Below are 13,059 nucleotides of genomic sequence, written 5' to 3'. Positions count from 1 at the left end.
AAGGTGGGGCCATGACAGATCAGGCCGACCGTCCGGAGTCCCGGATACAGGGCAAGCCCACCTCCGCCTCCCGGACCACGCTCAGCCACATCATGACCGGCAGCGACACCAATCTGCTGGGTACCGTGCACGGCGGCGTGATCATGAAGCTGGTCGACGACGCGGCGGGCGCCGTCGCGGGGCGGCACTCCGGTGGGCCCGCCGTCACCGCCTCCATGGACGAGATGGTCTTTCTGGAGCCGGTGCGGGTCGGGGATCTGGTGCATGTGAAGGCCCAGGTGAACTGGACGGGCCGGTCCTCGATGGAGGTCGGGGTGCGCGTGCTGGCCGAGCGCTGGAACGAGTCCACCCCGGCGACCCAGGTCGGCAGCGCGTATCTGGTCTTCGCGGCCGTCGACACGGACGGCAGGCCCCGTCCCGTACCGCCGGTGATCCCGGAGACGGAGCGGGACGAGCGGCGCTACCAGGAGGCCCAGATCCGGCGTACGCACCGGCTGGCCCGGCGGCAGGCGATCAAGGAGCTGCGGGAGAAGCGCGCGGCGGAGGGCTTCGACGACTGAGACCCGTGGGCCAAGGGGCGCTGGCGACCCCCGCCCGGGACCGGCTCAACGGCATACGGCCTGGTCCCCGGTCACCGTCTCGAAGTGGTCCTTCGCGGGCTTCTCCACACGCACCGGTGTCACCGCCCGGTAGTCCGACCCCAGCGTCACCTTGAGCGTCGCGCCCTGCTGGCGCACCGGGCGCAGTTCGCTGCCGGGCAGCGCGGCGGCCAGGGATCTCGCCGAGCGGTCCCAGCGCGGGTCGTAGAGCACGACCGTCCGCCGCAGATCGTGCTTCTGGGCGTTGAGCGGCACACGGGTCGTGTCGAAGCCGGTGGCGCGCAGCGCCTTGTCGGCCCGTCTGGCGAGTCCTTCCTTGCGGGTCCCGTTGTAGACCTGCACCCTGACGCGCTTCGGCTCCACCTCGACCGGGGCCGGCTCCTGCCCGCCTTCGGGCTCCCGCTCCGGCGGCCGGCTCGCGCCCGCCGCCGGGCCGCGCTCGCCGTCCGCGCCGCTCGCGCCGCGCTCGCCGTTCGCGTCGTCCCCGTCCGGCCTCGGCGTGGGCTTCGGCTCGTTCAGCGTGGTCAGCGGCCGGTCCTCGCGCAGCGCCCGGAAGAGCCGCTTCGACTTCACCGGGTCCCATTTCACCGTCGAGCCGACCCCCTTGACCGCGACCCCCGCCCCGGCGTCGGCCAGCGGTACGGAGGTGAACTCCGACGACGCGGCCGAGAAGCCGCGCATCGCCTCGTTGAGGGCGAGCATCTGCTCCGTACCGAACCCCGCGTCCGCCCGGACCGAGGTGAGCATCGTCGAGGTGACGTCCCGGAACCTCACCGGATTCAACAGCACACCGCTGCTGGTGGCCCGGTCGATCAGCGCGGCCAGGAAGCGCTGCTGGCGCCGCATCCTGCCGAGGTCGGCCGCGCCGTCGATATGCCGGGACCTTACGTACTGCAACGCCTGCCCGCCGTCCAGCTTGTGTGTGCCGGGCGTCAGATCGAGTCCCGTGTACGAGTCCCGCAGCGCCCTGGGCGTACAGATCTCCACCCCGCCCAGGGCGTCCACCGTCCTCATGAAGCTGGTGAAGTCGACCTCCAGATAGTGGCTGATCTTCACGCCCGTCATATGTTCGAGGGTCCGGACCGTCAGATTGGGGCCGCCCTCCGTATAGGCCGCGTTGAGCTTCACCACATGGGGCAGGTGCCGCTTGCCGGTGGTGTTGTCGATGTGCTCGGGCAGCTCCGTATAGCTGTCGCGCGGCACGCTCACGACGCTCGCGCGCTCCCCGTTCGCCGAGAGATGCACCAGCATGATCGTGTCGGTGCAGTGGCACGGCGCCCCGCCGAGCCGGTACCGCTGCCGCTCGTCCTCCGTGATCTTGTCGCGGCCGTCGGTGCCGACGAGCAGGAGGTTCATCCCATGGCCCGCGTCCGGCCGGTTCTTCATGTCCTTGAACGCGTCCACCCGGTCGATTCCTGTACCGAGACTGCTCACCACCGCGTGGCCGATCCCGCCGGCGCTCAGCACCAGTACGGAGAGAGTCGTCGTCACCCGCATCCCCCAGCGGGGCCGCTCGCGCCGTGGCTCCGGGACCGGCGGGCGGGGGACGGGCCGGCGGCGGACGGGCGGGACGGGCGGGGCGGGACGGGGCGGGCGGCGCGGGGAGCGGGGTGGCGTGGTCAACGGGGGACACCTCCGCGGTGGCAGGGCAGCGGGTGCTGGAGGAGCGTGGTCGCGGTACGTCCACGGGCGGGCGGCAGATCGTTTCCGGGCGTGCGGCACGCCTGCTGCGTGCCTGCGGTATGTCCATACGATCAGCGCCGCCGGGCACCGTACGCGCACCGCACGGGCGGCGCGCGTCGCTGTCCCCCGTTCGCGGTAACGTGGGCCGCCGTATCAGCCGCCGTATCGACTGCCGTACCGACGTCTCCCGAAGGACCCAGAAGACTCCATGCCTGCCCTGCCGCCCGCGGTTTCCGTGATCATGCCGGTGCTCAACGAGGAACGTCATCTGAGGAACTCCGTCCGGCACATCCTGGAGCAGGAGTACGAGGGCGAGATGGAGGTGGTGATCGCGCTCGGGCCCTCCACGGACCGTACGGACGAGATCGCCGCGGAGCTGGTCCGGGAGACCGCCTCCCACCCGAGGGCCGCCGTCCGGACCGTCCCGAACCCGACCGGCCGCACCCCCGCCGCCCTGAACGCCGCGATCAAGGCGTCCAGGCACCCCGTCGTGGTGCGGGTCGACGGGCACGGCATGCTCTCGCCGAACTACATCGCGACCGCGGTCCGGCTGCTGGAGGAGACGGGCGCGCAGAACGTCGGCGGGATCATGCACGCCGAGGGTGAGAACGACTGGGAGAACGCGGTCGCCGCCGCCATGACCTCGAAGATAGGGGTCGGCAACGCGGCGTTCCACACCGGAGGCGAGGCCGGGCCCGCCGAAACCGTGTATCTGGGTGTCTTCCGGCGCGAGGCGCTGGAGCGGCAGGGCGGCTACAACGAGGAGTTCATCCGGGCCCAGGACTGGGAGCTGAACTTCCGTATCCGCGAGGCCGGCGGCGGGATCTGGTTCTCCCCCGAGCTGCGGGTGCAATATCGTCCGCGGCCCTCGGTCAGGGCGCTCGCCAAGCAGTACAAGGACTACGGACGCTGGCGCCATGTCGTCGCCCGCTACCACGCGGGCTCGATCAATCTGCGCTATCTGGCACCGCCGACGGCCGTCTGCGCCATCGTCGCGGGCCTCGTGGCCGGCGTGGTGCTCACCCCGTGGGGTCTGGTCGTCCCGGCCGGCTATCTCGCCGCGATCGCCGCGGGCTCGGTGCCCGCGGGCAGGGGGCTGCCGCTGAAGGCCAGGCTCCAGATCCCGGTGGCGCTGGCCACGATGCACATGTCGTGGGGATTCGGCTTTCTCACCAGCCCGCGTTCGCTGGCGAAGAAGGTCATCGCCAGCCGCCGCCCCGCCGTACGGCCGACGGTCGAGGCGTAACCACACGCACAGAGGCAGAGACAGACGCGGAGACGGACGCGGAGACAGACATGAGGCGCCGCCCGGTGATCCACCGGGCGGCGCCCCACGTTACGGCCGACGGTCAGAAGACGACGGTCAGCAGACGACGGTCAGAAGCGGTACGGCGCGTACACCGGCATGCACGCGTCCTTCTTCGAGCCGTTGATCGCGTCCGCCGACTCCGGTATGCCGCCCGCCTCGGGCTTGGACTCCTTCGGATACGACAGGCCGTCGCGCCAGTCCGCGCCCACGACCAGGGTGACCCCCGACACATCCGTCGACTTCCGCACCGAGGTCAGCGGAATCCCCAGGGACTTGGCCACCGCCTGCGCGTCGCCCTCCAGATCCGCGCTGGGGAAGGCGATCGTCGTCTTCTCCTGCGGGCTGGGCGTGGAATCCGCCTGGGCCAGTGTGTAGCCCTTGCCGTTGAGCTGCTGGGCGATGTCGGCGGCGCGGCGCGGCACCGCGCCGCGCTGCTCGCCGCCGGTGCCGTTGCGTACGATCACGCCGGTCTCGGCGGGGGCCGCCGCCGGGTCCTCGGAGACGGGCTGGGCCGGCTTCTCGCTCTTTCGCGCGTCGGCCTTGCCGCCGTTGGCGTCGAAGGCCACGTCCTCGCGGAGCATCGCCCAGAGCTTGTCGGCGTCGGGCTCCTTGGGTACGAGGTGGTTCCGGTTCTGCGGATCCTCGTCCGACGGCATGGTCGTCATGGTGATGCGGTTGGTCGGCACGCTCTTGAGCTGCATGGCCAGGTCGTAGAGCTTCTTGACCGTACCGATCTCCTCGGAGACCTCCAGCGACTCGGTCGCGGCCTCCGCCAGACCGGTCAGCCGCATGGTGTCCGTGAAGACGTTCTGCGACTTCAGCTCGCGGATCATCGAGTTCATGTACATGTGCTGGGCCCTGGCCCGGCCGAGGTCGCTCTCGAAGGCATGGCGGGTGCGCAGCCACTGGAGGGCCTGCTCGCCCTGGACATGGTGCGATCCCGCCGTCAGCTTCAGCCCGGAGCCTCCGGGGACCCCGGGCAGCGGGCGGTCCCAGACGTTGTTCTCGACGCAGACCTCGACGCCGCCTATCGCGTCGGCCATGCTCACCACACCGGAGAAGTCGATCGTCATCCAGTGGTCGATATAGACACCGGTCAGCTTCTCCCAGGTGCTCAGGGTGCAGCCGGCGCCGCCGCGCATCAGCGTCTCGTTGATGATCGCGTTGGTCGCGGGGAAGACCTTGCCGGTCTTGGCGTCCTTGCACTCGGGGATGTCGACCCGGGTGTCACGGGGGATGCTCACGACCGAGGCGTTCTTGCGGTCGGCGGAGACATGGACCAGCATCTGCACATCCGCGAGGGGCGGGTTGCCCGCGGTGTCCCTGCTGCCGCCCAGTTTGACGTTCTCCGCCTTGGCGCGGCTGTCGGAGCCGATCAGCAGGATGTTCACCGGGGTCTGGCCCGCGGCGTTCGCGTCGGGCCTGGCGAGACCGGTGGAGCCGTTGCTGCGGTCGCCGCTGCGGATATTGCCGTTGAGATGCCGGTAGTAGAGATAACCGGCGCCGGCCGTGCCGAGCAGCAGCAGCGCGAGCCCGGCGGCGACCCAGCGGAGTATTCGCCAGGGGCCGCGTCTCGCGCGGCGGCGTGAGGTGGTGCCGCGCCCGCCCTTGCCCCGGCCGGCCTTGGGCTGGGTCTCGGTGGTCCGGGTACCGGGGTCCTGGCCGCTCTCCGCCGGGCCTTCTCCGTCCGGGGCCGCTCCGCCCTCGCGGTGGGCCTCCGGGGCGCCGGCGCCGGTACCGGCACCTGTGCCGTTGCCGGGTCCGGCACCGTGGCCGTCAGGAGTGCCGTCGTCGCCCGCGCCCCGGGGACCGGGCGTACCGCTACCCGCCGTACCGCTACCCGCCGTACCGCTCTCCGCCGTACCGCTCTCCGCGCCGGTGCCGTCGGCGCCGGTGGTGCCGTCCTCGTACAGGCTGTCGTCCCAGCCCAACTCGTGGGGGTGCGGTATGTGTTCGTCCGCCCCTTCCCGTCTCACACTGCTCTGACGCACCCAGACCCCCCTCGTCAGATCGTCCGTATGAGCCGGAATTCCGGCGTCACTTGGCGCAGACCTGCTTGTCGGCTTCCACCTTCTGCACACCCTCCGGCGCCTTTGCCGGTCCGGTGATGGGCACCCCCGCGCCCTTGAAGTCCGCCCCGAGCGTCAGTGTCATCGCTTCCAGCCCCTCGGCGTCCCGCGTGCCCGGCTTCAGGGCCGCGGCGGGCAGCCCCATCATGTCCGCGAGGGCACGCGCCTGGTCGGCCTGGTTCGGCGCGTACTCCAGGGTCGTCTTGGACAGATCCGCTCCCGGGGCATTGCCCTTGTTGGTGGACTTCGGTACACCCTCCTGGTTCTGGAGCCAGGCCAGGGTCTCCTGCGCGGAGCCCTGCGGACCGCCGCCGTTGTACACGTCGACGCGTACATCCTCCGGCGCCGCCTTGGGGCCCTTGAGCAGCGCCTCCTGCTTGCTCTTGGCCGCCTTCTCCTTCTGCTTCACCTCGGTGAGCGACGTGTCGCTCCGCATCATCGCGAACAGCGGCTTCGCCCTGGCCTCGTTGACGACGACCGTGGCCTTGACGACCTCCGCCGGGTTGTCGTCCACCGGCAGCGTGGTGAAGGTGATGTTCTTGGGGTCGACCTTGGCCAGTTCCTTGGCGAGGTCGCTGAGCTTGTCGATGCTGCCGATGCCGGTGTCGACGGTGAGCGCCTTGGTCGCGGCCTCCGCCAGACTGAACAGTTTCTGCGGGTTCGTAAGGGTGTCGCCGGACTTCATCTGCCGGATCATCGAGCTGAGGAACTGCTGCTGCGTCTCGATCCGGCTCAGGTCGCTCTCATTGCCGAACGCGTGCCGGGTACGGACGAAGGCGAGGGCCTGCTCGCCCTGGATGATGTGCTCGCCCTTGGTGAGCTTGAGATGCGACTTGGGGTCGTCGACGTCCTTGGCCACACACACCTTGACCCCGCCGACCGCGGTGGACAGCGTCTTGACCGCGTTGAAGTCGGCCATCATGAAGTGGTCGACGGTGAGTCCGGTCAGCTCCTTGACCGTACGCATCGTGCAGCCGGGATCCCGCCCGTCCTGGCCGAGGCTGGTGTTGAACCGGGTCTGCGAGGTGCCGGGGATGACCTTGGTGCCCTCCGCCGTCTTCGTCTCGCAGTCCGGGATGTCCGTGATCAGGTCACGCGGGATGGAGAGCACCGTCGCGTTCGTACGGTCCTTGGAGACATGGAACAGCAGATTGGTGTCGGCGTGGCCGACGCTGCCCGCGTCTCCGTAGCCCTCGTTGCCCGAACCGGTCCGTTTGTCCGTACCGATCAGCAGTATGTTGACGGCCTGGTCCTTCTTGAAACCGCCGCTGCCCGCGCTCCCGATGTCGATCTTCTCGATGTTGCTGTTGAGGTGCTGGTAGTAGGCGTACGCGCCGACGGAACCGGCGACGAGGACCAGCGCCACGGCGCCGCCGGTCCACACCAGCACCTTCTTCTTGCCCGACTTCTTCGCCTTGCGCTTACGGCGGCCGGCCGCGGCGGGCGCGGTGTCGGCCGCCGGGCCCTTGCCCGCGCGGCGGCTGCGCTGCCCGGGTACGTCGGCGAGCGGCCCCGCGGCCCGGCCTTCCGAGGCCGTGCGCGCGGCACCGCTCCGGGGCGCGTCGGCGCGTGTGCCGCCGCTGCCGCGGGCCGCGCCGCCGCGGGACGTACCGCTTCCCGTCCGGGCGCTGTCGTCCGTCGCGGCACCGTCCCGGGCCGCGGGTGTTCTCCGGGCGCCCTGTTCCGGAGCGCCACGTCTGCCGGCGCCGCGTGGCCGGGAGGAGGGCGGCTGCCCTGTGGAGTGGTCCAGTCGCAGTTCGTAGTTACCGGTCTGCGGGTTGAGGACCCACTGGTCGGCGGGGTCGATCTCGTCCGCCTGTCCACGGCTTTGCGCATCCACGGTTGCTTGAATCCTCCGTCGGTGCCACGCGAGGCGCCTCCCCCAAGGCGCTCGGTCTTTCGATCCAGCGGTGCAGGGCCTCGCGGTCCGATGCACCGGATCGCGTCACACTATCCGCCCAGTTCGGCGTCGAACGACGCCGGTGACAAATTCCACGACATTTACAAGCGGGCAATCCGCTCAATCTTCCTGGACCGAACGTCTCTCTTCCGCTATTGCCTTACTCACACAGGCCGGCCGCCGCGTTGTTGCCCTCGAATGCGGGCCCGGGGTTCGGGGTCGAACCGGTGGTGGCCGTCGGTCCCGTTGCGGGAGCCGAACCGGCGGTGGGAGTCGAACCGGCGGTGGTGCCCGGTTCGGCGGTGGGACCGGCGTCGGCGCCCTTCCGGTCCGTGCCGTCCGGCTCTTCGACGGAGACGGGTCCGTCCTCGCGCAGCCGCTCGAAGAGATTCCCCGCGTCGGGCTGGACGAGTTCGTCACGGTTGCGGTCCGCGCGGTACGGCTGCCGGGGAACGGTCAGGAATTGCACCTTTTCCACCGGTACGTTCTGCATCGAGCGCGCCAGATCGTAAAGATCGGTCAGCGAGTTCAGCCCCGGGTCGGTGGTGATGGACTTCGTCGCCGCGTCCAGCACCGGATAGAGCCGGGTCGGGTTCAGCAGCACCCCGTTGCTCCGCACCTTCTTGAACAGCGCGCCGAGGAACCGCTGCTGCCGTTCCATGCGCTGGGTGTCGCTGCCGTCACCGATGCCATGACGGGCGCGTACGAAGCCGAGGGCCTGCTCGCCGTCGAGGGTCTGGGTGCCGGCGGGCAGCCTGAGCTGCGCCTGTATGTCGTCGACCGGTTCCTTGAGGCAGACCTCGACGCCGTCCACCGCGTCCACTATGCCCTTGAAACCATTGAAGTCGACCACCATGTGGTGATCGACGCGTATACCGGTGAGCTGCTCGACCGTACGGACCGTGCAGGCGGTGCCGCCGAACTGGAACGCCCAGTTGAACTGGGCGAACTGGGCCGTGCTGCGGGTCCCGTCGGGCTTGCGGCAGCTCGGGATGTCGACCATCAGGTCGCGGGGTATGGAGACGCCGGTCGCGCTCTGCCCGTCCTCTGCGAGATGCAGCAGGATCGTGGTGTCGGACCGCTGTGAACCGGTCTCGTCCCGCCCGTACTTGTCGTTGCCCTTGCCCGAGCGGCTGTCGGAGCCGATGAGCAGGATGTTCTTCGCGTCCAGCACGATCGGGGTGGGACGTTCCTTCTCGTACGTACGCAGCTCGGCGGCGGCGCCGGTGTCGGTGGTGATGTTGCCGTCGAGCCTCTTGTAGAACCACCAGCCGGCACCGGCGACGGCGAGCACGACGACGGAGGTGCCGAGCGCGGTCCAGCGCAGCCAGTGGCGCTTGCGGTCGGGGCCCGACGCGGGCGCCTCGGCATCGTTGTCGTCGCTGACCCCGTTGTCGGTGTCGGCCGGTCCGGCCGGCGTTCTGCCAGCACTGTCGGTCACGTCTGCGTCCATCCTTCAAGGCGTCGGCGGCGCACTGGGCCGCCGGTTGCTGGGGTAGACGGGCGAACACCGCGCTTGGTTGTGCTGTGCGTTGCTGTGAATCGCTGTGAATCGCAGGTATCGACGATCCTGTACCGCGCGGTGACGGTGCGTGTTACGGGGAGGTTCGGCGGTGATGACAGCGGGCGGTGGTGACCGCGTAGGGTGATGATCACACGAGGTTGAGGGCCGCCGGGACCGTGGGCGCGGTGGCTCAGAGCGCGCGGTGCGTCACCCGCTCGCTCTCGACGCGCTTTTCGAGCCGGTCGGCGGACAGTTCGCCGAGGTGCCGGCAGAGTACGGCGGACCCGCCCGCCGCGAGCGGGGCGAACAGCCCGGCCGAGAGCCCCTCCCAGCTGTCGTACGGGAGGCCCGACAGCAGCCGGGATCCCGCCGTGAGACCGCGCTCGCCGGCGTCCTCACGCGCCCGCGCGACGAGTTGGGCCGAGGTCAGCTCCGTACCGCCGACGGCGAGCGCGGGCGCGTCCGGGTCCACCGGCGCGTACGGCGCGAAGCGGTCACCCTGGCCGGGCACCTCGACCGCGTAGTCGACGAAGCCCTCCGGGGGCCGCGGGAACCGGCCGCCCAGCGGGCGCAGTGCCAGGGCCACCCGCTCACCCCGGCAGGCGCGCGCCGCGTCGAGCGACTCGGGGCCGGGACCACTGACGACGAGATCGGCGGCGGCCGGGCCGCCGCCGATGTCGACGGTCACACCGACCGAGGAACAGGCGAGCAGCCACACCGCGCTCTGCCAGTGCGCGGGCAGCAGCAGCGCGAGCCGGTCGCCGGGCGCCGCGGCGAGATCCCCCTGGAGCAGGTTCGCGGTCTTGGACACCCAATTGGCGAAGGTGGCCACGGACAATTCGACACGTTCACCGGTGGCGTCGTCGTAGAAGGTGACCAAAGGGCGGGCGGGATCCGTGGCGAGAGCGGATCGCAGCAGGTCGGCGGGGGTGCGATGGCTGGCGTTCACTCGGGAAAGGGTACGCCGCGGGGCGGGGCGGCCACCGCCGTACCGGTGAAGGGGTCCACCGGTTGGACCGGCACACCGCCGGTTTCCCGACGGGCGGGTCCGGCGGGGCGCCCCCAGGATCGGCACATGCGTGCCTACCTCGCGTCTTCGATCGGAGCGGTGTGCACCGCCGCCCTGGTCCTTCCGCTGCCCCAGCCGACGAGCGCGTTCGCCGCGCCACGGATCACCGCCCCACGGGACGCCGAGGCGGCCGTCGCCGAGGCGGGCGGGCGCGCCTCACCCGCCGTACGGGACGCCGCCTCCGGGCGGCAGCGCGCGCCCGCCGTGCCCGGCGCGCGTGATGTACGGGCCGCGCCCGGCTCCACCCAGTCGCTCGCCCTGACCGCCGCCGGCTCGGGCCGCGCGTCCGGCGCCGCCCCGGAGAAGGGAGCGGAACAGGGGCTGGCCCGCCGTGACGTCCGGCCCTTCTCGCTGCTCGGCGTCGTCTGGGACGACGCCGACGCCGAACTCCACGGCACCGCCCAGGTCCGCAGCCGCGCCAGAGGGACACACGTCTGGTCCGGCTGGCAGGACCTGGAGACGCACAACGGGGAACACGGCGCCGACCGCGGTACGCCCGAGCGCGACGCGGCCACCGTGCGCGGCTCCACCGCACCGCTCTGGGTCGGCGACTCGGACGGTGTGGAGATCCGCGTACGGGCGGCGAAGGGGGCGGGTACGGCGGGGGCGGCCCGCGCACGGCTGCCGCGGGGGCTGCGCCTGGAACTGGTCGACCCGGGGGAGGACCCCACGACACAGCCGGGCGGCCTGGGCGGCCCAGGCGGACCGGGTGATGCGGGCGGCCCCGGCGCGGGTGCCCCTGGTGGACCGGGTGACCAGGGCGACCCCGGTGGGCCAAGTGACCAGGGCGGACCGGGCGACCACGGCGGGCCGGGCGGACCGGGTGACCCCGGTGATCCGGGTGGACCAAGTGACCCCGGCGGACCGGGCGATCCCGGCGGACCGGGCGACCCGGGTCCCGTGTGGGCCGGGCCCGCCGGGCCGGAGTCCGCCCGGTCCGCGAGGCCGTACATCGGACCGCGCCCGCGCATCGTCACCCGCGGAGGCTGGGGAGCCGACGAGTCGCTGCGCGAGAGGCAGTTCGGCTACGGCAACACCGTCAAGGCGGCCTTCGTCCACCACAGCGCCACGGGGAACAACTACGACTGCCGGCAGTCCGCCTCCGTCCTGCGCGGTATCTACCGCTACCACGTCAAGAGCAGCGGATGGCGCGACATCGGCTACAACTTCGCCGTCGACAAGTGCGGAAACATCTACGAGGGACGCGCCGGGGGCGCGGCGAAGCCCGTCAAGGGTGCCCACACGCTCGGTTTCAACGCGAACACAACGGGCATCGCGGTGCTCGGAACGTACCGCGGCACGAATCCGTCGCCGGCCGCCACGACCGCCGTCGCCAAGCTCACCGCGTGGAAGCTCGGTCTGCACCGGGTCGATCCACGCGGAAGGACCACGCTGATCTCCGGGGGGAGCGGCAAGTACAAGAAGGGGACCAGGGTCCGCCTCCGTGCCATCGCCGGGCACCGGGACGGATTCAACACCGACTGCCCAGGAAGCAGGCTCTACGGGAAGCTCGGCACCGCACGGACCACGGCCGCGCGCTACCAGGGCCGCTGAGCGGTGAGCACACGGCGCCGAGCACACGGCGGCGGACACGCGGCGGTGAACACACGCCGGTGAACACGCGCGGCGGACACCGGCGGCGGACACGCGGCGCCAAACACTGGTCGGTTCCGGGCGCGGACGCAGGTATCCATGGACACACACGACGTACGCACGGCATACGGGGAAGAACACCGGCCCGAGCGGGAAGCGGAGACGACACGGTGACAGAAGCGATCCTCCTGGTCGGCGGCAAGGGCACCCGGCTGCGGCCGCTCACGGTGCGCACACCCAAGCCGATGGTGCCCGCGGCGGGCGTCCCGTTCCTGGCGCACCAACTGGCCCGCGCGCGGGCGGCGGGCGTCGGACACATAGTCCTGGCCACGTCCTATCTGGCGGAGGTCTTCGAGCCGTACTTCGGCGACGGCTCGGCGTTCGGCCTTGAACTGGAGTACGTGACCGAGCGCGAGCCGCTCGGCACGGGCGGAGCCATCAGGAACGTCGCATCCCGCCTGCGCTCCGGGCCCGACGAGCCCGTACTGATCTTCAACGGCGACATCCTGACGGGCCTGGACATCCGCGCGCTGGTCGGCACCCACACGCGGTCGGGCGCCGACGTCTCCCTCCATCTCACCCGGGTCGAGGACCCGAGAGCCTACGGTCTGGTGCCGACGGACGAGGACGGGCGGGTGACGGCTTTCCTGGAGAAGCCGCAGACGCCGGAGGAGATCGTCACGGACCAGATCAACGCGGGCGCGTACGTGTTCCGGCGCTCGGTGATCGACTCCATACCGGAGGGGCGCCCGGTCTCCGTGGAACGGGAGACGTTCCCCGGCCTGCTGGCCGCCGGCGCGCATCTCCAGGGCATGGTCGACCGCACGTACTGGCTGGACCTGGGCACCCCCCAGGCCTTCGTCCGCGGCTCGGCCGACCTGGTGCTGGGCCGCGTCCCCTCCCCGGCGCTCCCGGGCCGCTGCGGCGAACGGCTGATCCTCCCGACGGCCTCGGTGGCGCCCGACGCCAAACTCACCGCGGGTACGGTGATCGGCGCCGGGGCGGTGATCGGCGCGGGCGCCCGGCTCGCCGGCACCGCGGTCCTCCCCGACGCGATCGTCGAACCGGGCGCCCTGATCACCCACTCCCTCATCGGCGCGAACGCCCGCGTGGGCGCGCGCTCGGTCCTCTCGGGCGCGGTGATCGGCGACGGCGCGGTGATCGGCGCCGACAACGAACTGCGCGACGGTGTCCGTGTCTGGTGCGACAGCACGCTCCCGCCGGCGACGGTGAGATTCTCGTCGGACCAGTAGTCCCGCTCGGGACGGGCTCGTTCTCGTCCGGGAGGCACACGCGGGAGGCACACGCGGGAGGCACACGCGGGAGGGACACG

Annotated in this window: 9 protein-coding genes; 4 read left to right on the top strand and 5 right to left on the bottom strand. The window is 71.3% G+C overall.

Annotated features, from left to right (window positions below; all coding sequences use genetic code 11):
- Nucleotides 1–11 precede the first annotated feature (11 nt).
- Nucleotides 12–560 (top strand): acyl-CoA thioesterase, encoded by a 549-nt coding sequence (locus ACWGDX_RS02620; protein WP_453621486.1) that lies wholly within the window; start codon nt 12–14, stop codon nt 558–560.
- 45 nt (nt 561–605) lie between these two features.
- On the opposite strand, the gene ACWGDX_RS02615 is transcribed toward ACWGDX_RS02620, so the two are convergent.
- Nucleotides 606–2,096, bottom strand: a complete 1,491-nt coding sequence (locus tag ACWGDX_RS02615; protein ID WP_453621818.1) for an LCP family protein — start codon at nt 2,094–2,096, stop codon at nt 606–608.
- A 394-nt stretch (nt 2,097–2,490) separates the two neighbouring features.
- Here ACWGDX_RS02615 and ACWGDX_RS02610 point away from each other — a divergent pair, with 394 nt between their 5' ends.
- A complete protein-coding gene (locus ACWGDX_RS02610; protein ID WP_453621484.1) occupies nt 2,491–3,528 on the top strand; it encodes a glycosyltransferase family 2 protein in 1,038 nt (345 codons plus the stop codon).
- A 131-nt stretch (nt 3,529–3,659) separates the two neighbouring features.
- On the opposite strand, the gene ACWGDX_RS02605 is transcribed toward ACWGDX_RS02610, so the two are convergent.
- From ACWGDX_RS02605 to ACWGDX_RS02590, 4 genes are all read right to left on the bottom strand, one after another.
- Entirely contained in the window at nt 3,660–5,582 is a 1,923-nt protein-coding gene (locus ACWGDX_RS02605; protein ID WP_453621482.1) for an LCP family protein, read from the bottom strand.
- A 46-nt stretch (nt 5,583–5,628) separates the two neighbouring features.
- Nucleotides 5,629–7,500 carry an LCP family protein gene (locus ACWGDX_RS02600; RefSeq protein ID WP_453621480.1) on the bottom strand — a complete coding sequence of 624 codons (1,872 nt, stop codon included), beginning with the start codon at nt 7,498–7,500 and terminating at the stop codon, nt 5,629–5,631.
- A gap of 220 nt (nt 7,501–7,720) precedes the next feature.
- Nucleotides 7,721–9,013, bottom strand: a complete 1,293-nt coding sequence (locus ACWGDX_RS02595) for an LCP family glycopolymer transferase (RefSeq protein ID WP_453621478.1) — start codon at nt 9,011–9,013, stop codon at nt 7,721–7,723.
- Nucleotides 9,014–9,254: 241 nt separating this feature from the next.
- A complete protein-coding gene (locus tag ACWGDX_RS02590; RefSeq protein ID WP_453621476.1) occupies nt 9,255–10,013 on the bottom strand; it encodes a TIGR03089 family protein in 759 nt (252 codons plus the stop codon).
- A 126-nt stretch (nt 10,014–10,139) separates the two neighbouring features.
- Between ACWGDX_RS02590 and ACWGDX_RS02585 the strand changes: the two genes are divergently transcribed.
- Nucleotides 10,140–11,687, top strand: coding sequence for a peptidoglycan recognition protein family protein (locus tag ACWGDX_RS02585; RefSeq protein WP_453621474.1), 1,548 nt, complete (start codon nt 10,140–10,142; stop codon nt 11,685–11,687).
- Between the two features lie 209 nt (nt 11,688–11,896).
- Nucleotides 11,897–12,979, top strand: coding sequence for a sugar phosphate nucleotidyltransferase (locus tag ACWGDX_RS02580; protein WP_453621472.1), 1,083 nt, complete (start codon nt 11,897–11,899; stop codon nt 12,977–12,979).
- The last annotated feature ends 80 nt before the right edge of the window (nt 12,980–13,059 follow it).

The sequence above is a fragment of the Streptomyces sp. NPDC055025 genome, from assembly GCF_053608565.1.
The sequence above is the reverse complement of the archived record's forward strand: the minus strand, read 5'-3'. Positions and strand labels throughout refer to the sequence as shown.